We start from the raw sequence: 25,493 nt of genomic DNA, 5'->3' as shown, positions 1-25,493 counted from the left end.
GCCTTCAACCAGGCCGCCCTGGTCGGCGCCACCCGCCTGTCGGCGGACATCATTGCGGAGGTGTGAGCCATGGCCAACCTGCAGAAATTCACCCTGAGCGACGACTGGAAGGACTGGTCGATCACACTGGAAGTTGACCTCGACATCCTCACCACAGAGCGCGCCACCGAGATCAATGAGTTCTGGAGCAGTCACGATGATCGCCTGAGCGATGCGGATGGCGATGTGATCCGCGCATTAGTCAAGCTGGCTGCCGAGCGCTTTGTTTTCGCCTTCTTGGAAATCGGCGGCGCCTTCGTCGAAAAAGACGGTTGGAACGCAGGCCACTGGACTAAGCGCTCGCTACACGAAGAGGAAGGCTGGGGCGGCAGCGAAGAGGGCAACCCCTTCGGCTGGTGCGGCATCCGCCTGGTTGATGCCGATGTGCAAGTCGACCTCGATCTTGAGTTCAAGGGGGCATGACCATGCGCGCACCCAACGTCATCCCGCTCAGCGCCAAGATCGCCGCCGAGATCTCCATCCAGCACGCGCTGCCCATGTGCACCGTGCTGACCCCTGAACTGGCCGACAAGCTGCGCGCCCTCAACGACATGACCCGCCGCCTGCGCGCGGTGGGCGTGCGCATCGAGGCCGCATCGCCGCTAGACGCCAAGATCTTCATCAACGCCGAGGACTCCGATCAGCTCGCCGCATCGTTCCGCAGCGAATGGCGCAGCCCGGTCTGGAGCACCAAGGGCGTCCACAACATCAACTGCGTCCGCCTCGGCGGCTGCCAAGTCTGCTGGCTGACGCCGGCAAAGGGGCTGCCGTCATGACCCCTGAGGAAAGCATCGCATCCCTGCAGCGCGAGCTGCAGGAGGCCAACGAGAACCTGCAGACGCAATGCCGGCTCAACTCCCAAATCACGCTGCGCCTGGCCAACCTCATCTACTGGAACAACCGCCTGGGCAATGACCTCGCCGCAATCTGCGAAGCCTACCTGGCCGGCGATACCGAGACCGTGCTGAACGGCATCGGCCGGTTCGCCACGGCGTACCAGCAGAACAACAAGCCCGTCGAACGGAGGGTGCATTGATGAACACCATGGCCAAGTCCGCCGTACAGCTAACCGTCGAACGGCGCCTGCGCGAAGCCCTGGAGCTGCTCAAGCGCGGCGCCGGCTACGCATCAGCCTATCCGAGCATCGGCGGCCACAAGCTGAGCATCGAGATCGTTGAGTTCCGCCGAGTCGTCCAGGCCGAACTCGAAAACGCCACCCAACAAGCCGAGGAAGAAACCCATGGCTGAGCAAATCCAAGTCCCTGAAGGTTGGCTGCGCAATGCCGCTGGCGGCCTGCAGCATGAAAGCGAAATCCGCGAGCAGGACAAGATGCGCGACATGGTTGTGATGGGCATCGTCAAGGATGCCGTCCGCCTGCATGAGGAACTCAAGGCGTTGAAGAAGCGCGCCTTGGAAGAGATTGATGACCTAGTCACGATCGCTGGCGAGAAGTTCGACATGAAGCTGGGCGGGCCGAAGGGCAACGTCAGCCTCATCAGCTTCGATGGCCGCTATAAGGTCAAGCGTGTTTACTCCAACGTCCAGACCTTCACCGAAGAGATGGAAGTGGCCAAGGTCAAGGTGTTCGAGTGCATCAGCCGCTGGGGCAAGACCGTCAGTGAGGATGCGCATAGGCACCTGTTCACTCTGGCCACCAACGCGTTCCGCCTGACCAGGCAAGGCGAGATCAGCCTGTCCCGCGTCCAGGAGATGACTCGCGTCGATATCGACGATGAGGACTGGAAGAAGGCCATGGAAGCGGTGAAGGACAGCATCATCGTCAACGGCAAGGCCGTGTACATCCAAGTCCAGGAGCGCGTCGGCGAGAAGGCATACCGGACCATCCTGCTCGATATCGCGGGGGTGTGAGATGGTCGCCTTCAACTTTATGGCCCGGTTCGCACCCTCAGTAGAGGACGGCACCAAGCGCCAAACCATACGCGCTGCAGGCAAGCGTCGTCCGCCACGTCGTGGCGAGCAACTGCAGCTGTACACGGGCATGCGCACGCGCAACTGCCGCCTCCTGCGCACCGCACCCTGCAAGGCTGTTTATCCGATCGCCATGGATCTGGCCGCCCGGCGCGTTCGCGTCCAGACCGGCGACGTCATGGGCGAGCTGGACGCGGAAGAGGTCAATCACCTTGCACAGGCCGACGGCTTCGCCACTGCTGCCGACTTCTTCGAGTACTTCGCCGCAACGCACGGCCAGACCTTCGCTGGCCACCTGATCGAGTGGGAGGTGTGAGATGGCTACCAACACCACAGTAGAGGTCTTCGTACATCTGGATCACTCCGGCTACAGGACCAAAACCATCAAGGGTAAGAAGGCATCCTGCACCTATGACGCCAAGCTGGCTGTTGAGCGGCTGGCCGACAAGCTCTTCCCTGACTTCCATAAAACCATTGAGCGTCAGCCGTGCTCGCCTGTCGGCCGGCTGCACAGCAAATGGTTGATCGTTCCAGGGGAGGCCATCCGATGAGCCACCCAATATTCAGGGACGCACCGTCCACCGACATGACCAAGCCCCAGGAGCGTCAGGACGAGCTGAATGCGCAGATCGCTGAGTTTCTGGCCAAGGGCGGCGAGATCAAGGCCTATGACAACCTCTGCCGCCAGGTCGAGAGTGGTCCGTGGCGCTCGAAGTCGATCAATCCCGAGCAGCAGAAGCCCGTCCAGGCTGCGCCCATCAAGGCAAAGCCGGCCAAGCCTGCTGCACCGGTGAAGGCCAAGCCGGTACCGGAGGTGCCAGCCGAACCGGTGGTGGTGGCTACTATCGACCTCAGTGCCGAGCTGCGCGCCTTGCGCAAGCAGACTGCAGCCATCAACCGCCGCCTTAATCGCCTGAGCTGCTCCATGGGTGGTCGCGCATGAGTATCTCGAAAGGCGTACTCGGCAAGATCCACATCGCCAAGGGCCAACTGGGCATGGATGACGACAGCTATCGCGCACTGCTGCGCCGCGTGGCCGGCGTCGAGTCTGCAAAAGACCTCAACACACGCCAGGCCGGCCGGCTGATGGTCGAGCTGGAGCGTCTGGGCTTCAAACCGAAGCCCAGCGGCAAGGCGAAGGGCAAGCCGCACAACTTCGCCCAGCTGTCTGGCGAGATCGAGGTGATCGAGGCTCAGCTCACTAACATGGGCCTGCCCTGGAGCTATGCCGATGCGATCGCCAAGCGCCAGTTCGGCGTAGAAAAGGTCGCATGGCTGAAAACGCCCAAGCAGCTAACGGCGGTACTAGCGGCGTTGCACGTCGAGCAGGAGAAGCGCGAGCTGCTCCACCAGGTGGAAGAGCTGTGTAAGGCATTGGGCGTTAGCGATCCAGAACGCATTGACGGTTTGGAAGCCCTGCCGAAGGGGTGGAAGCGGCAGCGTCCAATCCTCAAGGCCCTGGTGGATGCCCTCAATAACCTGGTCATCGCGCGGAGGGGCGACTGATGCAGCTGCAATGCCCTTGCTGCGGTGAGCAGTTTCCGATCGAGGCCGGCTTCGCAGACGCGGACGGCAAGAAGCTGGCGGCAATGCTCGCCGGCCTCGATCCGAAGCTGGGCCGGGCGGTGCTCAACTACCTGCGCCTGTTCAGCCCGGCCAAGCGCGGCCTGCGCATGACCCGCGCCATCAAGCTGCTGGAGGAGCTGCTCGACCTGGTCAACGCCGGCACCGTGCAAAAGGACGCTCGCAAGAGCGACACCAAGCCCGCGCCGCCACGGCTGTGGGTGGCCGGCATCGAGCAGATGCTGATCGGCCGCGAGCGCCTGTCGCTGCCGCTGGAAAACCACAACTACCTGCGCGTGGTGGTCTTTGGCATAGCCAGCGACCCCGCCCAGGCCCAAGCCGCCGCGCCGGCCAAGCCGGCCCGCGCGGCTGCCACCACACAACAGATCCTGCAGGACGCCCTCGGCCGCATCGAAGCCGATCGCCGCCTGGGCCTTATTAATGAAGAGGAAGCCGAACGCCGCATTGCAGCGGCAAGGGGGAACGCATGAAGGTCAGAGCACAGCAAATCCGCCGGCGCAACTCGATGCTGCGAGAGCTGAGCGAGATGGTGACCGTCGCCTTGGTTCGCAACGGTGCGGACGAGGCCAAGGCCAAGAACGAAGCCGAGGATCTGTGCTTCCAGCTTCACCGCCGCTGGCGCGGGATCACCTTCACATTCCCGACCAGGGACGAGCTGGCACATCAGCGGCTGAAGCTGCATGTCGTCAAGGAGTACAATGGATCGAACGCTGACGAGCTGGTGCGCAAGTACAGCATCACCGAGGACTGGATCTACTCAGTGTTGCGCGAGCACCAGCGCCGCAACGCAAACCGAGACCAGCAGAAACTAGACCTCGGCGACGACCCTTCCTAGCGGTCGCCGCCGTTTCACCTACGGCAACGGTCTTACAAAACCCGTCCCGCTATTTTCCCCTTCGTTCCTTTATATCCCGCCTTTATCGCGCTTTCCCTGTGTTATTTTTCTCAAGCCTGCACACATAGCGCAGCAGACCATTGAAAAACGTAGGCGAGGCAGCCAGTGCAAGGCAAAAACAGGCGAAAAAGCGGAGTTTACGAGCTGTAAATGAGCATTTTGAGCCTGTTTTTAACGCAGCAATGGCAACGCAGGTAGTTTTTCAACGGCCTGCGAGTAACAGTGCTGGTTTGCTGCCGCCCAGACCTTTGGCCGATAATCTCTCTTCGTTTCTTATCTGTCTGGCGGGAGTCCCATGGAGCAATTTCGCAATGTCGGCATCATCGGGCGCTTGGGCAGCACGCGGGTGCTGGAAACCGTGCGGCGACTCAAGCGTTTTCTGATCGACCGTCACCTGCATGTGATCCTCGAGGACACCATCGCCGACGTGCTGCCGGGACACGGCCTGCAAACCTCCTCGCGCAAGATGCTTGGCGAGGTCTGCGACCTGGTGATCGTCGTCGGTGGCGACGGCAGCATGCTTGGCGCCGCCCGCGCCCTGGCGCGGCACAAGGTGCCGGTGCTGGGGATCAACCGTGGCAGCCTGGGTTTTCTCACAGATATTCGCCCTGATGAGCTGGAGCTCAAGGTGGCGCAGGTGCTCGAAGGCCAGTATCTGACCGAGAATCGCTTCTTGCTCGAAGCCGAGGTGCGTCGTCAGGGCGAGGCCATCGGCCAGGGTGACGCGCTCAACGACGTGGTGCTGCACCCCGGCAAGTCGACGCGGATGATCGAGTTCGAGCTGTATATCGACGGCCAGTTCGTCTGCAGCCAGAAGGCCGACGGCCTGATCGTCGCCACGCCCACGGGCTCGACCGCCTATGCGTTGTCCGCTGGCGGGCCGATCATGCATCCCAAGCTCGACGCCATCGTGGTGGTGCCGATGTACCCGCATACGCTGTCCAGCCGGCCCATCGTGGTCGACGGCAACAGCGAGCTGAAGGTGGTGGTGTCGGCGGACATGACCATCTATCCGCAGGTGTCCTGCGACGGCCAGAACCATTTCACCTGTGCGCCGGGTGACACCCTGCACGTGGCCAAGAAGGCACAGAAGCTGCGTCTGATCCACCCGCTGGATCACAACTACTATGAGGTCTGCCGCACCAAGCTTGGATGGGGCAGCCGCCTGGGAGGGCAGGACTGAATGTCCCTCGACCCCCATCGTGGCTATGACCTGATCGGTGATATCCACGGTTGTGCGCAAACCCTCGAACGCCTGCTCGAACATTTGGGTTACAGCCGCCAAGGTGGCGTGTGGCGCCATCCGACGCGCATGGTGATCTTCCTGGGTGACCTGGTAGACCGCGGCCCGGGCATCCGCGAAACCCTGCATCTGGTGTATGACATGGTTCGCGCCGGCCAGGCGCTGTGCATCATGGGCAATCACGAGTTCAATGCCTTGGGTTGGAGCACGCCGGCGCCGCCGGGTAGTGGTCGTCAGTACGTACGCGAACACAGTCCGCGCCACCAGCGCCTGATGCGCGAGACATTGGCGCAGTTCGAAGATCATCCGCAGGAGTGGCGTGAGTTCCTCCGCTGGTTCTACGAGATGCCGCTGTTCATCGATGCCGGGCGCTTCCGCGTAGTACACGCCTGCTGGGATGACGAGTTGATCACGCCGCTCAAGGCGCAATTCCCCAATGGCTGCATCGATGAACATTTCCTGCAGGCCTCGGCGGTGCCCGGCAGTTTCGCCAACATGGCGCTTGATCGCCTGTTGCGCGGGACCGACATGCGTCTGCCGCATGGTCTGACCCTGACCAGCGGCGATGGCTTTACCCGCTCGTACTTCCGCACCAAGTTCTGGGAGGAGGACCCGAAGACTTATGGCGATATCGTCTTCCAGCCCGATGCCTTGCCGGAGCTGGCGGCGCAGACGCCATTGACCGAACTGCAGAAGGACGAGCTGCTCAGGTACGGCGCGCATGAGCCGCTGTTGTTCGTCGGCCACTACTGGCGGCGTGGCAAGCCGGCGCCGATACGACCCAACCTGGCCTGCCTGGATTACAGCGCGGTGGTTGGTGGCCGTCTGGTGGCTTATCGTCTGGATCAGGAAACGCGTCTGGACGCGGGGAAATTCGTCTGGGTCGATGTCGATCCGCAGGAGGCGCCGCGATGACGGCAGTAGAAGTGCTGCGCTTGCCGCTGGATACCGATCTAAGCGGTTTTGTGGGGCTATTGCAGCGTTTGAACGTGCCGCACCGGGTATCGGAAGAGGGCGGCGAGCAGGTGCTCTGGGTGCCGGGGCAGGAGCTTGCAGAGCAGGTGCGCGAGCTCTATGCGCATCATCCGCAGGGCGATGACGCCGGAGAACTGCCGCCAAGCGTTGCCCCGGTGCGCGAGAGCTTCGCCACTCAGCTACGGCGCAGCCCGGTCACGGCGCTGATGTTGCTGGCCACCTTCATCGTCTTTGCGGTGACCCTGGCGGGTGAGAATTTCTCGGCGATTCGCTGGCTGAGCTTCGTCGACTTTCGCATCGACGGCGAGCACATCTATCTGACCTATCTGGATGCCACGCTCGATAGTGGCCAGTGGTGGCGCCTGATCACGCCGATGCTGATTCACTTCGGCTGGCTGCATCTGGCGATGAACAGCCTGTGGTACTGGGAGTTGGGACGGCGAATCGAGTTTCGCCAGGGCGCCATCGGTCTGCTGGGGCTGACTCTGCTGTTTGGTCTGGCGTCGAACTTCGCCCAATACTGGTGGGCCGGGCCGTCGTTGTTCGGCGGCTTGTCCGGCGTACTTTATGGTCTGCTCGGGCATTGCTGGATCTACCAGCGCCTGGCACCGAACGCTGTCTATCGGCTGCCGCCTGGCGTGCTGGTGATGATGTTGATCTGGCTGGTGGTCTGTATGACCGGCATCTTCGAAACGCTGGGTATTGGCGCCATTGCCAATGCTGCGCATGTCGGCGGTCTGCTCACCGGCTGCCTGACCGGCCTGCTTGGCGGTATGCTGGCAAAACGCTGATTTATTTGGTGGGCTGAAGCGGAACGCCGCCCGGCCCACCCTACGATTTACTTGGAGACCTGTATGTCGTCCTTTCTCGATGCGATTGAAAACATCACCCCGGAAATCTACGAGAGCCTCAAGCTGGCCGTGGAAATCGGCAAATGGCCGGACGGCCGCAAGCTGACCCAGGAACAGAAAGAGTTGAGCCTGCAGGCGATGATCGCCTGGGAAATGCAGAATCTGCCGGAGGAAGAGCGCACCGGTTACATGGGCCCGCAGGAGTGCAGCAGCAAATCCGAGCCGGTACCCAACCTGTTGTTCAAGTCCTCGGATACCCTGCACTGATGAGCGAGTTGGGACGTGGCTCGCTGAGCAAGATGAGGGCGCATCTGGATGCGCCGGTGCAATACGCCTTCCGTCTTGGCGACGAAGAAGTGCCGGTCAACCCGCTGGTCGGCAAGCACCTGCGCCTGGAATACCTCGGCGCCATCCATTGCACGCACTGCGGGCGCAAGACCAAGACCAGTTTCAGCCAGGGTTATTGCTACCCCTGCATGCAGAAACTGGCGCAATGCGACATCTGCATCATGAGTCCGGAGAAATGTCATTACGATGCAGGCACCTGCCGCGAGCCGAGCTGGGGCGAGCAGTTCTGCATGACCGATCATATCGTCTACCTGGCCAATTCCAGTGGCGTGAAGGTGGGTATCACCCGCGCCAGTCAGGTGCCGACGCGCTGGATCGACCAGGGTGCGACCCAGGCGCTGCCCATCCTGCGCGTGGCTACCCGGCAGCAGTCCGGCTTCGTCGAAGACCTGTTGCGCAGCCAGGTGGCGGACAAGACCAACTGGCGTGCGCTGCTCAAGGGCGACGCCGTACCGGTCGATCTGCTGGCGATTCGCGAGCAGTTGTTCGATAGCTGCGGTTCGGGCATCACCGAGTTGCAGCAGCGCTTCGGCCTGCAGGCCATCCAGCCGCTTTCCGCTGCCGAAGTGCTGGAGATTCGTTACCCCATCGAGGCCTACCCGGCCAAGATCACCAGCTTCAATCTGGACAAGCAGCCCCTGGCCGAAGGTACTCTGCTCGGTATCAAGGGCCAGTACCTGATGTTCGACACCGGCGTGATCAATATCCGCAAGTACACCGCCTATCAGCTGGCCGTCCACGAGATCGCCGCCTGACACCCGATTGCCACCGGCGCCCGGGGCGCCGCAGACGAGAGGCCAAGAGCCATGCGCACCGAACAATCCAAGACCATTTATCTGAAGGACTATCAGGTTCCCGACTACCTGATCGACGAAACCCACCTGACCTTCGAGCTGTTCGAGGATCACAGTCTGGTGCATGCGCAACTGGTCATGCGTCGCAACCCGGAGGCGGGCGCCGGCTTGCCGAAGCTCGTACTGGATGGCCAGCAACTGGAGCTGCTGGAGCTCAAGCTCGACGACCGTGAGTTGAACGCGGGCGATTACAGCCTGACTGACAGCCACCTGACCCTGCAGCCGACCCAGGAGCGCTTCGTGGTCGACAGCAGCGTGCGCATCCACCCGGAGAGCAACACCGCGCTGGAAGGCCTGTACAAGTCCGGCACGATGTTCTGTACCCAGTGCGAGGCCGAGGGCTTTCGCAAGATCACCTTCTACCTCGACCGCCCGGACGTGATGAGCAAGTTCACCACCACGGTCAGCGCCGAACAGCATGCCTACCCGGTGCTGCTGTCCAACGGCAACCCGATTGCCAGCGGCAGCGAGGAGGGCGGTCGTCATTGGGCCACGTGGGAAGACCCGTTCAAGAAGCCAGCCTACCTGTTCGCCCTGGTCGCCGGTGACCTCTGGTGCGTGGAGGACAGCTTCACCACCATGAGCAGCCGAGAGGTGGCACTGCGCATCTACGTCGAGCCGGAGAACATCGACAAGGTGCAGCACGCGATGGACAGCCTCAAGCGCTCGATGAAATGGGACGAGGAGGTCTATGGCCGCGAGTACGACCTGGACATCTTCATGATCGTCGCGGTCAACGACTTCAACATGGGCGCCATGGAGAACAAGGGCCTCAACATCTTCAACTCCAGCTGCGTGCTGGCCAAGGCCGAGACCGCCACCGACGCCGCCCACCAGCGCGTCGAGGCGGTGGTGGCGCACGAGTACTTCCACAACTGGTCGGGTAACCGCGTGACCTGCCGCGACTGGTTCCAGCTGTCGCTCAAGGAAGGCTTCACCGTGTTCCGCGACAGCGAGTTCTCCGCCGATACTCACTCGCGCACCGTCAAGCGCATCGAAGACGTGGCCTACCTGCGCACCCACCAGTTCGCCGAGGACGCCGGCCCCATGGCTCACCCGGTGCGCCCGGACGCGTACATGGAGATCTCCAACTTCTACACCCTGACCATCTATGAGAAGGGTTCGGAAGTGCTGCGCATGATCCACACCCTGCTTGGCCCCGAACTGTTCCGCAAGGGCTCGGACCTGTACTTCGAGCGTCACGACGGCCAGGCCGTGACCTGCGACGATTTCGTCAAGGCCATGGAGGATGCCAGTGGCATTGACCTGACCCAGTTCAAACGCTGGTACACCCAGGCCGGCACGCCGCGCCTGGAAGTCAGCGAAGCCTATGACGAGGCGGCGCAGACCTACAGCTTGACCTTCCGCCAGAGCTGCCCGGCGACGCCGGGGCAGAGCGAGAAGCTGCCGTTCGTGATTCCCGTGGCGCTCGGCCTGCTCGATGCCCAGGGCGCTGAGCTGCCGCTGCGCCTGCAGGGCGAAAGCGCGGCGCAGGGCACCAGTCGCGTTTTGTCGGTGACTGAAGCCGAGCAGATCTTCACCTTCGAGGGCGTTGCCGAAAAGCCGCTGCCGTCGCTGCTGCGTGGCTTCAGCGCGCCGGTCAAGCTGAGCTTTCCCTATGACCGCGACCAGTTGATGTTCCTTATGCAGCACGACAGCGATGGATTCAATCGTTGGGAAGCGGGGCAGCAGCTTTCTGTTCAGGTACTGCAGGAACTGATCGGGCAGCACCAGCGTGGCGAGACCTTGGTGCTGGATCAGCGCCTGGTCACTGCGCTGCGCACCCTGCTCGAAGACGAGTCGCTGGATCAGGCCATGGTCGCGGAAATGCTTTCGCTGCCGGGTGAGGCCTATCTCACCGAGGTCAGTGAAGTGGCCGATGTCGAGGCCATCCATGCCGCACGCGAGTTCGCCCGCCAGCAACTGGCCAGCGCGCTGTTCGCTCCACTGTGGGCGCGCTACCAGGCCAACCGTGAAGTCTCCAAGGCCACGCCTTACGTGGCCGAGGCAGCGCACTTCGCTCGCCGCAGCCTGCAGAACATCGCGCTGTCCTATCTGATGCTCAGCGAGAAGCCCGAGGTGTCGGCGGCCTGCGTCGACCAGTTCGACAACGCTGACAACATGACTGAGCGCCTTGCCGCGCTGGCAGTGCTGGTCAATTCGCCATTCCAGGAAGAGCAGGGCAAGGCCCTGGCCATGTTCGCCGACTTCTTCAAGGACAATCCGCTGGTCATGGATCAGTGGTTCAGCGTGCAGGCCGGTTGCCCGCTGCCGGGAGGCCTGGAGCGTGTGCATGCGTTGATGCAGCACGAAGCCTTCACCCTGAAGAATCCGAACAAGGTGCGTGCGCTGATAGGTGCCTTCGCCAACCAGAACCTGATCAACTTTCACCGCGCAGACGGGGCGGGCTATCGCTTTCTAGCCGACCAGGTGATCACTCTCAACGCCCTCAACCCGCAGATCGCTTCGCGCCTGCTGGCGCCGCTGACCCGCTGGAGCAAGTACGGTTCGGCGCGTCAGGCACTGATGAAGGCCGAGCTGGAGCGCATCCTCGCCTCCGGTGAGCTGTCCAGCGATGTCTATGAAGTGGTGAGCAAGAGCCTGGCCTAAGACTGATGCCGATCAGATAGGGCTCCCGAAGCAGCCTTGGTAGCAGCCCCGCCTCGGGGCGATCGCCGGTTCGCGGTGGGGCGCCGCTCCTACACACTCGGCGCGTCGACGCTTGACTGGTTGGCTTTAGGCCTGAAACGGGTTTTGCTCCACAAAAAAAGTGTTACCGGCCTCCGGTTGGTAACACTTTTTTGTTACCCAATGAAATATGCATTCGATCCGTTATGCCTTTGCACACTTAAGTTCGGGCTTCGTCGCTTGACAGCGAGGTGATATTCGTCACCCAGCTGCGCTGCGAGTCGCGTGGTGAGTGGCATAAAGCGTCGGATCGTAGGACAAAGTGCGCCAGTTTTTCTGACGTATTGGTCAGTGGCTGATCAGTCACGAAAAGAAACTGGCCAACAGCTCTTCCAAGCCTGTTTGCGCTGATACACCTGTTTGAATTGGCACCATGGTTGCAGTACCGAGCGGGATCTGACCACGGGCGAGCGCACGCTGGTCGTTGGAACATGTCGCTGCAAATAAAAACAGAAGCCGTCGTCAGTACGGCAATCGCGACCCGGATACGGGATCGCTCAAAAGAATGATCTGTCCACGGAGTGAGTCTCGATGGAAATTAAGTCCCGCAAGCCCGTTCTACGTTTTGCCCCGGCCAAGGCCGGCTTTGCGTTCGCAGGCGTTCTGCCGTTGCTGGTCGCCGCCCAGGCTCAAGCGGTGGAGTTCAGCTTCGCCGATAACGAAATCACCGGTTCCATCGATACCACCGTCTCCTACGGTCAACTGTGGCGCGTACAGGGCCAGGACAAGACCAACGACGACATCAACACCAACGACGGCAACCGCAGCTTCGATACTGGGCTGGTTTCCGAGGTGTTCAAGATCACTACCGATCTTGAAGCGTCCTACCAGAACTACGGGGTGTTCATTCGCGGTACTGCGTTCTATGACACTCAGATCATGGACAAGCGCAACGACTACTACGACAACAACTCCCCGGCACAGCCGAGCCAGAGTGCGCCGCGTGATAACAGCTTCACCCGTGAAACCCGCCACAAGGCCGGCCGTGACGCGCAGATACTCGACGCCTACGTCTATGGCAACTGGGATGTCGGCAACATGCCGGTTTCGGGACGTTTGGGTAAGCAGGTATTCAACTGGGGTGAAGGCCTGTTCTACCGCAACGGTGTAAACACCACCAACCCTGTCGACGCTGCCAAGTTCCGCCTCCCGGGTTCGGAAGTGAAGGAGGTCTTGGTTCCGGTGGAGGCGCTGAGCTTCAATATCGGTTTGACCGACAGTCTGTCGATGGAAACCTTCTATCAGTTCAACTGGAAAGAAACCGCGATTGATCCGGTTGGTACCTACTTCTCCGAGACCGACCTGTTTGCTGATGGTGGTAATACTGCCTACTCGACTCAGGCTGCGCTCATTCCGCTGGGCGGCCTGTATTCCGGCTTGAGTGCTGCGGGTATCGGTGGCCTGCAAGGTGGTCGCTCCGTTGACGGCAACGGCAACATCAAAGTGGCCAGTGTGGGATCGGATATCAATGCCAAGAACGATGGTCAGTTCGGTGTCGCATTCCGTTACATCGCTGAGGAACTGAATTCTACCGAGTTTGGTTTCTACTTCGTCAATTATCACGCGAAAGAGCCAACCATTTATGCGGATTTGGGCGCATACACTGGTCTTGATCTTGGAGCAATTGCGGCTCAGGCTCAGGGAGCGCTTACTCCACAAGTGCAGCAGGCGGTAGCTGCGCAAGCAGGTATTTCTGTTGCTGCTCTGCAGGCTGTGTTGGCTGATCCGACTCTCAACCCTACACTGGCTGCCGCATACTCCAACGCATTGACCAGTGCTGTTACCAATGCAACGGGCGGCTTGGCCACCATCGACGTAGCTAACCAAGTCAACGCTCGTCGTGAGTATGTCGAAGATATCCGCATGTACGGTTTTAGCTTCAACACCACCGTGGGTAACGCTTCGGTGTTTGGTGAGCTGTCCTACCGCCCCAACCTGCCGGTTGGCATCGCCGCTACCAACGACCTGCTCGGCGATCTGCTGACCCAGGCACCCCAGCTGGCTGGCGGTGGTGTTGTGAATATCGGTGGTCAGCAAGTGCAGCTAGGCGACCAGATTCACAACTACACCCGCGTTGAAGCGTTCAATACTTCCTTGGGGACAATCTACAACTTCGGCCCGAGCCTTGGTTTCGACTCGCTGTTCGGTGTAGCGGAGTTGGCTTCCGAGCATCTGCGTGGCGACAGTCTGCAGTACAGCTCGCCTACCGGTAATCGCTATTACGCCGGCCGTGGCAACGGCTCCTATATCTCCGGCTATGATCGCGACGACCAGGTCAACAAGAACGCCTACGGCTACACCTTGGTGCTCTCCGGTACCTGGAACGACGTCTACGCCGGTGTGAACCTGTCGCCGTTCGCCGTGTTCAAGCATGACTTCGAAGGTAACTCGCACCAGACCGGCAACTTCATCGAAGGTCGCAAGGCGTACACCCTCGGTATGCGCGCCAGCTACCTGAACAGCTTGGAAGCCGAGATTCAGTACACCGAGTTCTACGGCGCGGGCCAGAACAACGGTGCGCGTGACCGCGACAACATCGGTCTGAACGTCAAGTACTCCTTCTAATACCCATAATCAGAAAAACGCCGGGCGCCCTCGGGCGCCCGGCAATACTCTTCACGGAGAATTACCCATGCTGAACAAGCACAGGCTGATGGCTGTAGCCGTTGCGCTGGCGTTTTCTGCCGGTTCCGCGCTGGCTGCCGTTTCCCCGCAGGAAGCCGCCAAGCTCGGCGATACCCTGACTCCCTTCGGCGCCGAGAAGGCTGGCAACGCTGCCGGCACCATTCCGGCCTGGACCGGTGGCATCACTCAGGCGCCGGCTGGCTATACCCGTTCGGGCCAGCACCACGTCAATCCGTTCCCGGAAGACAAGCCGCTGTTCACCATTACTGCGGCCAACCTGAGCCAGTACGAGGCCAATCTGACGCCGGGTCAGATCGCCATGTTCAAGGCTTACCCGGAAACCTATCAGATGCCGGTCTACCAGACCCGCCGCTCCGGCTCCGCGCCGCAGTGGGTCTATGACAACACCGTCAAGAACGCCACCAGCGCCAAGCTGGTCGATGGCGGCAACGGCTTCTCCGATGCCTACGGCGGTATCCCGTTCCCGATTCCGCAAAATGGTGTCGAGGCGCTGTGGAACCACATCGCCCGCTATCGCGGTACCTACATCGTGCGTCGTGCCTCGGAAGTGGCAGTACAGCGCAATGGCGCCTACTCGCTGGTTACTTCCCAGCAGGAAGCGCTGTTCAAGTACTACCTGCAGAACGGCTCCTTCGCCGACCTGAACAACATCATGTTCTACTACCTGTCCTTCACTACCAGCCCGGCGCGTCTGGCCGGTGGTGCGGTACTGGTTCACGAGACCCTGGATCAGGTCAAGGAACCCCGTCAGGCCTGGGGCTACAACGCTGGTCAGCGCCGCGTGCGTCGTGCGCCGAACCTGGCCTACGACACCCCGATCGCCGCGGCTGACGGTCTGCGTACCGCCGACGATACCGACATGTTCAACGGTGCCCCGGATCGCTATGACTGGAAACTGGTGGGCAAGAAGGAAATCTACATCCCGTACAACAACTATAAGGTCACCAGCCCTGACGTTAAGTACAAGGATCTGCTGCAGGTCGGTCACCTCAACCCGGCTCTGACCCGTAATGAACTGCACCGTGTGTGGGTCGTCGAGGGCACGCTGAAGTCCGGCGCCCGCCATATCTACTCCAAGCGTACCCTGTTCCTCGACGAGGACAGCTGGCAGGCTGCGGTGGTGGATCAGTACGACGGCCGTGGTGAGCTGTGGCGCGTTTCCATCGCCTACCTGAAGAACTACTACGACCTGCCGACCACCTGGTCCGCGCTCGATGTGTTCCATGATCTGCAGGCGCGTCGTTACCACGTGCAGAACCTGGACAACGAAGAGAGCAATACCATCGACTTCACCCAGGCCACTCCCGACGACGGTTATTTCAAACCGGCCGCCCTGCGTCGCCGCGGTACGCGATAATAGTCGTGTAGTCTCACGCGAAGGCCGCTACAGTAGTAGCGGCCTTTTCGTATCAGCTTGGCGAATAGGCTTCTATCACGCGGGTTTTGCCTTAACAAAACATAACGTCGCGCCAATTGTCAGGGCTTTCCGAAGCTCGCTAGGATGAGCGGCCTGCTAATCAGCAGTACCGCCTATAACAAGAAAGGGGGAAGGTATATGAGTGAGCCCGTCATGCGGCGCACCCAGTCCGGTCTGGCGCCCATCCTGGCGCGCAAGTCGGCGCTCCGTGTTCATTCGCCGCTGGCTAAAGCGCTCTCGCTGTGCAGTGTGCTTTCCATTCTGGCTTTCGCTGCCGCACCCTTGCAGGCCGAGACCTCGGCTGCGGCTGATGCCGGCTACGCCATCGAGTCGCCCAAGGCCGTGCACAGCCTGTTGCTCGATGTGGTCAACACCGGCGAGCGCCTGGTTGCCGTTGGTGACCGTGGCCATATTCTCTATTCCAACGACCAGGGGCAAAGCTGGCAGCAGGCCAAGGTGCCGACCCGCCAGATGCTGACTTCGCTGTTCTTCGTCGATGCCCAGCATGGCTGGGTGGTCGGTCACGATGCGCAGGTTCTCACGACCACCGATGGCGGCCTGACCTGGACCAAGCAGTTCGAAGATCTTGAGCGCGAGGCGCCGCTGCTGGATATCTGGTTCAAGGATCTTCAGACCGGGTACGCCGTGGGCGCCTATGGCGCGCTGCTGGAAACCACCGATGGTGGCCAGAACTGGGAAGACGTCAGCGACCGTCTCGACAACGAAGATGCCTATCACCTCAATGCCATCACCGCAGTGAAGGACTCGGGCCTGTTCATCGTTGGTGAGCTGGGCCAGATGTTCCGTTCCGCTGACTGGGGTGAGACCTGGGAGCGCATCGAGGACCTGCCCTACGAGGGTTCGCTGTTCGGCGTGATCGGTACCGACCAGCCAGCCACTCTGTTGGCTTACGGCCTGCGCGGCCACCTGTTCCGCTCCACCGATTTCGGTGACAGTTGGCAGCAGATCACGCTCAACACCCCGAACAATGGTCCGCTGGAGTTCGGTCTGGCCGATGGCGCACTGCTCGATGATGGCAGCGTCGCTGTAGTCGGGCACGGTGGCACCGTGCTGCGCAGCAAGGATCACGGCCAGACCTTCAGCCTGATCAACCGTCCCGACCGCCTTTCGCTGGCCGGGGTAGCTGCACTGGATAACGGCAACCTGATCCTGGTGGGGCAGGGCGGCGTTCACCTCGCCGCCTCGACTGGCGTCGATCTGGGCCAACAATAACAAGCCGGGAGCCTTTGCATGACCAAGCATCAACAACAGCCTGCTTCCTTCCTTGAGCGGCTGATTTTCAACAATCGCCCGGCGGTGATCCTGATCTGCCTGCTGATCAGCATCTTCCTGTTCTATCAGGCTGCTCAGGTACGTCCGCAGACCAGCTTCGAGAAGATGATTCCGCTGGGGCACCCTTATATCCAGAAGATGCTCGAACACCGTAATGACCTGGCCAACCTGGGCAACACGGTGCGCATCTCGGTGGAGGCCACCAACGGCGACATCTTCAGCAAGGAATACATGGAAACGCTGCGGCAGATCCATGACGAGGCGTTCTACATTCCCGGCGTCGACCGTTCCGGTCTGAAATCGCTGTGGAGTCCGAGCGTGCGCTGGACCGAAGTGACCGAAGAGGGTTTCGCCGGCGGTGAAGTGATCCCGCAGACCTACGATGGTTCTGCAGACAGCCTCGAGGATCTACGCAGCAACATCCTCAAGTCGGGTCAGATCGGTCGCCTGGTGGCGAACAACTTCAAGTCCAGCATCGTCGATATTCCGCTGCTCGAGTCCTACCCGGACCCGAATGATCAGAGCAAGCTGATCAAGCTGGACTACCAGAAGTTCTCTCACGAGCTGGAAGAAAAGATTCGTGAGAAGTACGAGGCGCAGAATCCCAACGTCAAGGTGCATATCATCGGCTTCGCCAAGAAGGTCGGTGATCTCATCGATGGCCTGATCGGTGTGGCGCTGTTCTTTGCCGTGGCCATTGGCATCACCTTCGTGCTGCTGCTGTGGTTCACCCACTGCGTCAAGAGTACTTTGGCGGTGGTGATCACCACCCTGATCGCGGTGATCTGGCAACTCGGTCTGCTGCATACCTTGGGCTTTGGTCTCGATCCGTACTCGATGCTGGTGCCGTTCCTGGTATTCGCCATCGGTATCTCTCACGGGGTACAGAAGATCAACGGGATCGCCATGGCGTCGGGTGAGGCGACCGATGCCCTGTCTGCTGCGCGCATGGCCTTCCGTCAATTGTTCATCCCCGGCCTGGTGGCGCTGCTGTCTGACGCCGTTGGCTTCGTCACCCTGCTGTTGATCGATATCGGCGTGATCCGCGAGTTGGCCATCGGCGCATCGATGGGTGTGGCGGTGATCATCCTCACCAACCTGATCCTGCTGCCGGTGGTGATTTCCTATATCGGTATCGGCAAGCGTGCGGTGAAGAAGAGTCGCGAGGAGGCCGCCAAGGATCATCCGGTCTGGCGCGCCATTTCCAACTTCGCCCACCCGATGGTGGCACCTATCTCCGTTGTCGTTGCCGTGGTGGCATTGGCCGGTGGTGTCTGGTACGGCCAGAACCTGAAGATTGGTGACCTCGATCAAGGGGCGCCGGAGCTGCATCCGGATTCGCGCTACAACCTCGATAACGACTTCGTCATCCGCAACTACTCGACCAGCTCCGACGTCCTGGTAGTCATGATCAAGACCGGCCCCGAAGGCTGCTCTACCTATGACAGCCTGGCCGCGATGGACGAGCTGATGTGGAAGATGGAGAACACCGAGGGCGTGCAGTCGGCCATCTCCATGGTCACCGTGTCCAAACAGGTGATCAAGGGCATGAACGAGGGCAACCTGAAATGGGAAACCCTGTCGCGCAACCAGGACGTATTGAACAACTCCATCGCCCGCGCTGAAGGTCTGTACAACGCCGACTGCTCGGTGGCGCCGGTACTGGTGTTCCTCGAAGACCACAAGGCCGAGACGCTGTCGCGCGCCGTGGCTGCGGCCGAAGAGTTCGCCGCCCTGCACACCACTGACCAGCTGCAGGTGGTACTGGCGGCGGGTAACGCCGGTATCGAGGCGGCTACCAACGAAGTGATCGCGGCGTCCGAGACCACCATGCTGATCGCTGTCTACGCGGCGGTGAGCATCATGTGTCTGCTGACCTTCCGTTCGCTGGCGGCGACCCTGTGCGTGATTCTGCCGCTGGTGCTGACTTCGGTGCTGGGCAACGCACTGATGGCTTTCATGGGCATCGGCGTGAAGGTCGCCACTCTGCCGGTGATTGCGCTGGGTGTGGGGATCGGTGTCGACTACGGCATCTACATCTACAGCCGTCTAGAGACCTATCTGCGTCAGGGCATGCCGCTGCAGGAAGCCTACTACGAAACGCTGAAGTCCACCGGTAAGGCTGTGCTGTTCACCGGTGTCTGCCTGGCAATCGGTGTGGCGACCTGGATCTTCTCGGCGATCAAGTTCCAGGCCGATATGGGCTTGATGCTGACCTTCATGTTCCTGTGGAACATGATCGGTGCGATCTGGCTGCTGCCGGCTCTGGCGCGTTTCCTGATCAACACCGAGAAAATGCGCGCCAAGGCTTGATGCCTATCACGTAGAACGAAAACTGCGGCCCTTGGGTCGCGGTTTTTTATGTGCGTAGCGCCGGTATACGAGATGGCAAGCCGACTGCTGGATGGCTGCCTGGGGTAGGAGCACCGCCTCGGGGCGAATGCTTTTGTTGCCGGCGTGTATGGCCCCCGACCGTTGCAGCTGAGGTCAGGCAAGCTGCTATGGGTGTGCAGATTCGCGGCGGGGCGCCGCTCCTACAAGGGACGCGTCTGGTTCATGGCGTTTGCCCCGTCCGCCAATGTTCTGCCTTATGTAGCCCGGATGAAATCTGGGGCTTGCTCGACAAGCATATCCACGATGCCTGGTCCAGGCTTCGCGAGCGCATTCGCGACTACCAAGCACCGAGAATGCCCGGCTACTGGCCACAGCAGAGCGACCCCTCTGGCGGGGACAGTGCCATGATCGATTGGGCGGTGCGCGGCGTATCCCGGGATTAGCGCGGATACAGGGGGGGGAGCGCGCTGCTGTCTTGCGGCGTAGCAGTCGGTTCCTGCACATCGGGCAGGTTGCGAATCGCCTTCCACAGCTCCTCGCCTTGCCATTGCTGGCCAACTTCGCTGTACAGCGCGCCGTTGAGACCGTCCAGGGCGTCCGACAGCGGCACGTAGCGTGCGGCCATATCGGCGAGGGTTTCCGGTTGTTGGCGAGCCCAGGCGTCGAGGGCATGACGAGTGGCCTGGGCATCGCCGGCCTGGCAGGCACGCTTGATGTCGTCGAGCAGCGTGCGCGGGCTCGGGCCACTCTGCGCCGCGCGCTGGATCGCCGGCTGCCGGCGGGCATGCCACCACAAGCCGAAGCCGAGCAGCGTGGTCAGGCTCAGCACTGCGCAGGCCAACTGCCAGGGCCACAGTTCCGGCCCCTCGATCACCTGGGTCGTCACCATCGGCGTATTGGGTTGTTCATCGTTCTGCAGTTGCGGGTTTTCCGCGACCTGCAGCGTACGGGCGGAGAGGGTGGTGCGTTCCAGCGTGTCGGTCTGGGTGTTCCACCACAACACTTCCAGGGGCGGCAGATCGAAACTGCCGCTGCGATTGGGTACCAGCGCCTCGCGTTCTTCGCGGGTGCCGATGATGCCCGTTTCGCTCTTCTGGTCGCTCATCTGCGGCTGATCCGGGTAGCGACGCAGGCCGTCGACCTGGGTTGCCGGCAATGGTGGCAGCTGGGCGCTGGAAAGGCCGTCGACCTTGAGAATCAGGCGGCGGGTCAGGGAATCGCCAACCTGGCTCTGCTCCGGTTGTGGGTTCCAGGTTTCCGCCAGGCCCAGGGCGCGCGCCGGTAGCCAGGGCACGTCAGCCGGGTAGTCGGCCGGCTTGGGTTTGACCTGCAGCGGAATGTCCGGTGATTTGACCCGCGAGACCTTGCCGGTGCGGGGTCCAAAGGGCAGGAAATCATTGTTGCGCGAGCGGTCGACCAGGGTGGCGCTGAAGGTCTGGCCCGGGATCACCAGTTGTCCGCTGCGCTGCGGGTAGATGGCGTATTGCAGCTCGATCACGCCGTGTAGCACGCCGCCGATGCTCTTCTCGTAGGTGCGTGGTTCGCCCAGTTGCTCGACACGCGCATCCGCGATGCGCAGGGGCGTCAGGCTGCTGTCGTCGTACATGGACACCGAGTGGTAGATGCGCAGGGTCAGCACGGCCTGGGCCTGAACGTAGACGTTCTCCTGATCGAGGCTGGCATCGATGAATACTGGTGCCAGCTGTTCGCCGTTGCCGGCGCTGACGGCTGCCTCGACGTTCAGCGTGATCGGCAGGGTTTCGGCGTCTTCCAGGCGGATCGCCGGGATCGTCACCTCGCCGTTGCGGCGTGGCTGCAGGGTCAGGATCCAGCGAGTGCTGGCGCGTGGTGTATCGCCGATGCTGCTCAGGCGATTGACCTGGCGGCTGCCAAGCACCTCGAAGTCTTTATCCAGTAGGCTCAGGTCGGGTCGGCCGAAGCGGGTCGGGTCGGTCGACTCCAGCGTCAGCACCACGGTTTCGCCCTCGCTCAGGCGAGTGCGGTCGACGCTGGCGAAAAAGCCTTCGGCATGGGCCTGCCCCGCGAGCAGTAGAAGAAGCAGGAAGACCAGACGCTTCATTGATTCGAGTCCTGACGCTGTTGCTGTTCATACCAGAATTTGCGCCGCAGCAGTTCGGCCGGGTCATCCGGGATCTGCCGCAGCCATTGTTCCAGCGCTTGTCGGCGTTCCGCCGCCGTACCCAGATCGGCTTCCGTACGGGGTGGCACAACCGGCTCGGCGTCGCTCGGGGATTCACTGCTGGTGCTGGGCTGGGGGTCTTCCCCGGCGCCATTGGCGCTGCCCTGTACCTCGCTGCTTTCACTGTTCTCACCGCTACTACCCGGCTGGGTAGGCTGTGCGGCAGTACTCTCGGCGGGCTGGCCGGCCGGCGATTCATTCGGCTGTGACTGCTCGTTGGCCTGTTCCTGCTGCTCGGCCGAATCACTCTCGCCGGATTGCTGCTGATTTTCGCGCTGACGCAGTGCTTGTTCCACCAACGCTTTGTTGTGCTGGGCCGCGGCCAGCTCCGGCTGGCGCTCCAGGGCCTGCTCATAGGCATCCAGCGCTGCCTCCAGTTCGCCGGCCTTGGCCAGGGCATTACCGCGATTGTAATGATCGATGGCGCTGTCGCCCTTGGCGAAACGTTCTGCGGCGGCGGCATAATCCTCGGCCTCGTAGAGTGCCTTGCCTTGCCACTGCGGATCGACGAAGCGTTGCGCGGCCTCGGCCGGGCGTTGCGCCTGCAGCAGGCGCTGGCCCTGCTGATCGGGGCGCAGCCAGAGGTCGTCGAGTTCGAAGGCATGACTGCTCTGTGGCGGCAGCATCAGCAGCAGTGGCAGGCAGAACAGCCAGCCGCGACGACCGGCGCAGGCGGCGAGCAACAGCAGCGGTAGCAGTAGCCAGTAGCCCTGGTCGATATGGCTGTCGAGCTGTGTCGGCTCACCCGCTGCGCGCATGGCCTGCGGGCCGTCGAGCAGGCCCAGGCGACGCAGGTCTTCGTCGTCCAGGCGGCTCGCTGTGTAGCGGCCGGCATGGGCTTCAGCGGTTTCACGCAGGCCGCGCGCATCGAGGCGCGGAATCAGGATGGCGCCGCGCGAATCCTTGAGGAAGCTGCCGTCTTCCTGCACCACCGGCGCGCCTTCGCGACTGCCCACGCCGAGAATCAGCAATGGTACCGAGCGCTTTTGCAGCGCTTGCTGGATGCCGCTGCGTTCCGCTTCATCGAGGGCGCTGGTGATCAGCAACAGGCGACCCTGGCCCAGTTGCGCCTGGTCGAGCAGCTGCAGTGCACGGGCCACGGCCAGATCGGCGCGACGCCCCGGCTCCGGCATCAGCGAGGGTTTCAGCGCTTCGAGCAGGTTGCGGCTGGTGGCCAGGTCATCGGACAGCGGCACCAGGCTGTGTGCGCTACCGGCATAGACGATGATCGCCGTCTGCGCATCGCGCCGCGCTTCGAGCAGATCGAGTAGCTTGCGTCGAGTCTGTTCCAGGCGGTTGGGGCGGCCGTCGGTGGCAAGCATCTGCGGCGTCAGTTCGAGCAGAACCACCAACGGATCGGCAGGCTTCTGGTTGCTCTGTTCGACGCGCTGCCAGCTGGGGCCGAGCAGCGCCAGTACGGCCAGCAGCCAGGCCAGGCCGAGTGCCAGCCAGGGCAGCTTGCTGGAGCGGCCGCTGCCACCCTTGAGCAGCGCCTGATGGAAGGCCGCCGGCAACAGGAGTTGCCAGCGCCCGCTCTGGCGCTCGCGATGCCACAGGCGCCAGAGCAGCCAGGCCAACACAGGCACTGCCAGCAGCCACAGTGGGCGCAGCCATTCCGGCCAGAGCAGGCTCATGTACGCCTCCGCAGCCGCTGCAGCAGGTCGGGCCAGAGTACCTGACCGACCAGCAGCAGCGAGCCCAGTAGCGCCAGCGCCAGCGGCCAGGCATAGAGGGCCAGGGCCGGGCGGGCGAGGGTAGGTTGCTGGGCGACCGGCTCGAGGCGGTCCAGGGTCAGTTCGATCTGTTCCAGCTCGGCCTGATTGCGTGCACGGAAATACTCACCGCCAGTCACGTCGGTGATCGCGCGCAGGCTGGTTTCGTCCAGATCCAGGGCGCTGAAGCCGAAGCTGCCGAATGCACCGCTTTGCTGCGGATCGGCGCCGATGCCGATGGCATAGATGCGTACGCCTTCATCGGCGGCCAGTTGCGCGGCGACCATGGGGTCGATCTCGCCGCCGTTGTTGGCGCCGTCGGTGATCAGCACCAGCACACGGCTCTGCGCTGGGCGCTGGCGCAGGCGCTTGACCGCCAGGCCGATGGCATCGCCGATGGCGGTGTTCTTGCCGGCGATGCCGATCACGGCTTCGTCGAGCCAGGTGCGCACCGTGTGACGGTCGAAGGTCAGCGGTGCCTGCAGATAGGCCTGGCTGCCGAACAGGATCAGGCCCACCCGATCGCCACGGCGACCTTCGATGAAATCGCCGAGCAGGCGTTTGACCAGTTCCAGACGGCTGATTGGCTCGTCGTCCCACTGCATGTCGGCGTAATCCATGGAGCCGGAGACATCCACCGCCAGCAGCAGGTCGCGGCCGCTGGCCGGCAGCGGCAACGGTTCGCCGACCCACTGCGGGCGTGCGGCGGCGCACAGCAGCAGAAACCAGAGCAGCACCAGCGGTGCTTGTTGGCGCCAGCTGGGCAGGGCGGCGCGGGCGCGGCGCCCGCTCAGGGCCTGCAGCTCGTCGAGAAAACCGACGCGCAGCGCCGCATCGCCGCTATCGGCGGGCGGCAGCAGCAGGCGTAGCAGCCAGGGCAGCGGCGCGAGCAGAAAGACCCAGGCCCAGGCGAACTCAAACATGCTTGCGAATCCAGATGGCGATGGCCTGATCGAGCTCCACGATGGCCTTGTCGCTCAGGGTGCATTGCGGCCTGTAGCTGCCGTCGACCAGGATCATCCAGCGGGTCAGGCCGGCTGCCGGGCAGCGGTTGTCGAGAAACGCCAGCCAGGCGCGGCTGCTCAGGGTATGGCTGGCGCTCTCTGGATAGCGCTCGCGGCACAGGCGCTTGAGCAGGGCGTTGAGCTGCTGCAGCCAGGGGCCAGCCGGAGCACCGTCATAGGGTTTGCTCAAGCGTGCCAGCTCATCGAGCGCGGCCTGACGCAGTGGATCGAGTGTTTGCTCAGCCGCCACCTTGGGCGCACGTCGGCGCCAGTTGCGTAGCAAACGCCACAGTCCCCAGCCGAGCAATGGCAGCAGTACGGCCAGCACCCACCAACCTGGAGCCGGCGGCCACCAGAGAACAGGGGGCGGGTCGATCAGTGGCTGCAACTGGTCGATGGGGTTCATAGCGACTTTCTCGAATGCAGGGCGCTGAGTTGCTCCTGCAATTGCTCGACCAGTTCGAACTGGGTGCTCAGCGGCAGTAGCGGCACGCCGAGCTTCTGCGCCAGACGCTGCCAGCGTGCCTCACGGGCCTGAGCCTGGGCGCGATAGGCCTGGCGCAGATCACCGTTATGGCTGTCGAGCTCCAGCTGAGCGCCGTGCTGGGTAAAGCGCAGCAGGCCGGCGGCCGGCAGGGCGTGGTCGAGCGGATCGGACAGCGGCAGCAGCAACAGATCGGTATGGCGCGCGAGCAGGGTCAACTGCTGCTCGGCGTTATCGCTGAGGGCGCGCTCATCGCACAGTACGATCACCAGGCTGCCTGGGCGCAGTACTTCGCGAGCGCGACGCAGGGCCAGGCCGAAGTTGTCGCGGCCGGTGTTGGCCTGGCTCTCCGGGCCGAGTGCCTGGTTGGCACGGGCCAGCAGGTTGAGCAGTTGCAGCAGGCTCTGCTTGCTGCGCCGTGGTTTGACTTCGTGATGTTCGTTATCGGCGAACACCAGGCCGCCGATGCGGTCGTTATGCCCCAGCGCAGCCCAGCCGATCAGCGCTGCAGCACGCGCGGCCAGCACCGACTTGAAGCACTGGCCTGAGCCGAAGAACAGGCGCTGGCTCTGTTCGGCGATGATGAAGATGGGGCGCTCGCGCTCCTCATGGAACAGCTTGGTATGCGGCTCCTGGGTACGTGCGGTGACGCGCCAGTCGATGGTGCGCACGTCGTCGCCCGGCTGATAGACGCGCACCTGGTCGAAGTCCACGCCACGGCCGCGCAGCTTGGAGTGATGCAGGCCGATCAGCGGGCTGCGTCGCGCCGGGGTTGAGAACAATGGCACCTCATGCACTTTATGGCGCATGTCGATCAGCTCGCCGAGGGCGATATGGATGCCGGGTGTCGGGGCTGGGCTGGACATATTGGTCTCACGCCATCTTGCCGTGCTCCCTCGCCCATTTATGGGAGAGGGCTGGGGAGAGGGTGGGGCGTTTCGCTGCCCTCTCCCCCGACCCCTCTCCCGCAAGCGGGAGAGGGGAGACAAGCCTATT

General features: G+C 62.3%; 26 protein-coding genes. 21 read left to right on the top strand and 5 right to left on the bottom strand.

Annotation, left to right across the window (positions count from 1 at the left end; translation table 11 throughout):
* Positions 1 to 69: 69 nt before the first annotated feature.
* The 21 genes from BM186_RS14910 to BM186_RS14810 all read left to right on the top strand — a co-directional run bounded on the left by BM186_RS14910 (position 70) and on the right by BM186_RS14810 (position 19,076).
* Positions 70 to 462 (top strand): DUF2528 family protein, encoded by a 393-nt coding sequence (locus BM186_RS14910; protein WP_099481847.1) that lies wholly within the window; start codon positions 70 to 72, stop codon positions 460 to 462.
* Between the two features lie 2 nt (positions 463 to 464).
* On the top strand, positions 465 to 815 hold the full coding sequence (locus BM186_RS14905) for a hypothetical protein (protein WP_074913506.1): 351 nt from the start codon (positions 465 to 467) through the stop codon (positions 813 to 815).
* A complete protein-coding gene (locus BM186_RS14900) occupies positions 812 to 1,075 on the top strand; it encodes a hypothetical protein (protein ID WP_074912842.1) in 264 nt (87 codons plus the stop codon). Before BM186_RS14905 ends, BM186_RS14900 begins: the two co-directional genes overlap by 4 nt.
* Entirely contained in the window at positions 1,075 to 1,287 is a 213-nt protein-coding gene (locus BM186_RS14895) for a hypothetical protein (RefSeq protein ID WP_074912844.1), read from the top strand. Before BM186_RS14900 ends, BM186_RS14895 begins: the two co-directional genes overlap by 1 nt.
* Positions 1,280 to 1,909, top strand: coding sequence for a DUF3164 family protein (locus BM186_RS14890; RefSeq protein ID WP_074912846.1), 630 nt, complete (start codon positions 1,280 to 1,282; stop codon positions 1,907 to 1,909). The genes BM186_RS14895 and BM186_RS14890 overlap by 8 nt, the downstream gene beginning before the upstream one ends.
* A 19-nt stretch (positions 1,910 to 1,928) precedes the next feature.
* Positions 1,929 to 2,285, top strand: coding sequence for an ASCH domain-containing protein (locus BM186_RS14885; protein WP_143520410.1), 357 nt, complete (start codon positions 1,929 to 1,931; stop codon positions 2,283 to 2,285).
* Position 2,286: 1 nt separating this feature from the next.
* Positions 2,287 to 2,520, top strand: a complete 234-nt coding sequence (locus BM186_RS14880) for a hypothetical protein (protein WP_074912850.1) — start codon at positions 2,287 to 2,289, stop codon at positions 2,518 to 2,520.
* Complete coding sequence (locus BM186_RS14875; RefSeq protein ID WP_139227996.1) at positions 2,517 to 2,912, top strand: hypothetical protein; 396 nt, start codon at positions 2,517 to 2,519, stop codon at positions 2,910 to 2,912. Before BM186_RS14880 ends, BM186_RS14875 begins: the two co-directional genes overlap by 4 nt.
* Positions 2,909 to 3,475 carry a gp16 family protein gene (locus tag BM186_RS14870; RefSeq protein WP_074912854.1) on the top strand — a complete coding sequence of 189 codons (567 nt, stop codon included), beginning with the start codon at positions 2,909 to 2,911 and terminating at the stop codon, positions 3,473 to 3,475. The genes BM186_RS14875 and BM186_RS14870 overlap by 4 nt, the downstream gene beginning before the upstream one ends.
* Positions 3,475 to 4,023, top strand: coding sequence for a hypothetical protein (locus BM186_RS14865; RefSeq protein WP_074912856.1), 549 nt, complete (start codon positions 3,475 to 3,477; stop codon positions 4,021 to 4,023). The genes BM186_RS14870 and BM186_RS14865 overlap by 1 nt, the downstream gene beginning before the upstream one ends.
* Positions 4,020 to 4,388: a Mor transcription activator family protein gene (locus tag BM186_RS14860; protein WP_074912857.1), complete on the top strand. Its 369-nt coding sequence runs from the start codon at positions 4,020 to 4,022 to the stop codon at positions 4,386 to 4,388. Before BM186_RS14865 ends, BM186_RS14860 begins: the two co-directional genes overlap by 4 nt.
* A 355-nt stretch (positions 4,389 to 4,743) precedes the next feature.
* Positions 4,744 to 5,631: an NAD(+) kinase gene (locus tag BM186_RS14855; RefSeq protein WP_017679052.1), complete on the top strand. Its 888-nt coding sequence runs from the start codon at positions 4,744 to 4,746 to the stop codon at positions 5,629 to 5,631.
* Positions 5,632 to 6,606, top strand: a complete 975-nt coding sequence (locus BM186_RS14850) for a metallophosphoesterase (RefSeq protein WP_074916246.1) — start codon at positions 5,632 to 5,634, stop codon at positions 6,604 to 6,606.
* Positions 6,603 to 7,457 (top strand): rhomboid family intramembrane serine protease, encoded by an 855-nt coding sequence (locus BM186_RS14845; RefSeq protein ID WP_074916244.1) that lies wholly within the window; start codon positions 6,603 to 6,605, stop codon positions 7,455 to 7,457. Before BM186_RS14850 ends, BM186_RS14845 begins: the two co-directional genes overlap by 4 nt.
* A 63-nt stretch (positions 7,458 to 7,520) precedes the next feature.
* A complete protein-coding gene (locus BM186_RS14840) occupies positions 7,521 to 7,784 on the top strand; it encodes a YeaC family protein (RefSeq protein ID WP_017679055.1) in 264 nt (87 codons plus the stop codon).
* The gene (locus BM186_RS14835) at positions 7,784 to 8,620 is read left to right on the top strand and encodes a DUF2797 domain-containing protein (protein WP_074916242.1); all 837 of its coding nucleotides are present in this window, start codon (positions 7,784 to 7,786) and stop codon (positions 8,618 to 8,620) included. The genes BM186_RS14840 and BM186_RS14835 overlap by 1 nt, the downstream gene beginning before the upstream one ends.
* Positions 8,621 to 8,671: 51 nt before the next feature.
* A complete protein-coding gene (pepN, locus tag BM186_RS14830) occupies positions 8,672 to 11,329 on the top strand; it encodes an aminopeptidase N (protein ID WP_074916240.1) in 2,658 nt (885 codons plus the stop codon).
* 609 nt (positions 11,330 to 11,938) lie between these two features.
* Positions 11,939 to 13,972 carry a DUF1302 domain-containing protein gene (locus tag BM186_RS14825; RefSeq protein WP_074916238.1) on the top strand — a complete coding sequence of 678 codons (2,034 nt, stop codon included), beginning with the start codon at positions 11,939 to 11,941 and terminating at the stop codon, positions 13,970 to 13,972.
* A 67-nt stretch (positions 13,973 to 14,039) separates the two neighbouring features.
* Positions 14,040 to 15,410 carry a DUF1329 domain-containing protein gene (locus tag BM186_RS14820; protein ID WP_017679059.1) on the top strand — a complete coding sequence of 457 codons (1,371 nt, stop codon included), beginning with the start codon at positions 14,040 to 14,042 and terminating at the stop codon, positions 15,408 to 15,410.
* A gap of 198 nt (positions 15,411 to 15,608) precedes the next feature.
* Positions 15,609 to 16,703, top strand: a complete 1,095-nt coding sequence (locus BM186_RS14815; protein ID WP_394327896.1) for a WD40/YVTN/BNR-like repeat-containing protein — start codon at positions 15,609 to 15,611, stop codon at positions 16,701 to 16,703.
* Positions 16,704 to 16,721: 18 nt separating this feature from the next.
* Positions 16,722 to 19,076: an efflux RND transporter permease subunit gene (locus tag BM186_RS14810; protein ID WP_074916223.1), complete on the top strand. Its 2,355-nt coding sequence runs from the start codon at positions 16,722 to 16,724 to the stop codon at positions 19,074 to 19,076.
* Between the two features lie 460 nt (positions 19,077 to 19,536).
* Here BM186_RS14810 and BM186_RS14805 read toward each other — a convergent pair whose 3' ends face one another.
* The 5 genes from BM186_RS14805 to BM186_RS14785 are packed head-to-tail and all read right to left on the bottom strand — an operon-like array spanning position 19,537 to position 25,363.
* The gene (locus BM186_RS14805; RefSeq protein WP_074916221.1) at positions 19,537 to 21,177 is read right to left on the bottom strand and encodes a BatD family protein; all 1,641 of its coding nucleotides are present in this window, start codon (positions 21,175 to 21,177) and stop codon (positions 19,537 to 19,539) included.
* Positions 21,174 to 22,931 (bottom strand): VWA domain-containing protein, encoded by a 1,758-nt coding sequence (locus tag BM186_RS14800; RefSeq protein WP_074916219.1) that lies wholly within the window; start codon positions 22,929 to 22,931, stop codon positions 21,174 to 21,176. The genes BM186_RS14805 and BM186_RS14800 overlap by 4 nt, the downstream gene beginning before the upstream one ends.
* Positions 22,928 to 23,932: a vWA domain-containing protein gene (locus tag BM186_RS14795; RefSeq protein ID WP_074916217.1), complete on the bottom strand. Its 1,005-nt coding sequence runs from the start codon at positions 23,930 to 23,932 to the stop codon at positions 22,928 to 22,930. The genes BM186_RS14800 and BM186_RS14795 overlap by 4 nt, the downstream gene beginning before the upstream one ends.
* On the bottom strand, positions 23,925 to 24,419 hold the full coding sequence (locus tag BM186_RS14790) for a DUF4381 domain-containing protein (RefSeq protein WP_072425363.1): 495 nt from the start codon (positions 24,417 to 24,419) through the stop codon (positions 23,925 to 23,927). The genes BM186_RS14795 and BM186_RS14790 overlap by 8 nt, the downstream gene beginning before the upstream one ends.
* Entirely contained in the window at positions 24,416 to 25,363 is a 948-nt protein-coding gene (locus tag BM186_RS14785; RefSeq protein ID WP_074916215.1) for a DUF58 domain-containing protein, read from the bottom strand. The genes BM186_RS14790 and BM186_RS14785 overlap by 4 nt, the downstream gene beginning before the upstream one ends.
* Positions 25,364 to 25,493: the final 130 nt, after the last annotated feature.

Origin of the sequence: Ectopseudomonas toyotomiensis (genome assembly GCF_900115695.1) — a bacterium.
Classification (GTDB): Bacteria; Pseudomonadota; Gammaproteobacteria; order Pseudomonadales; family Pseudomonadaceae; genus Aquipseudomonas; species Aquipseudomonas toyotomiensis.
This window is presented reverse-complemented; position numbering and strand designations above follow the sequence as displayed.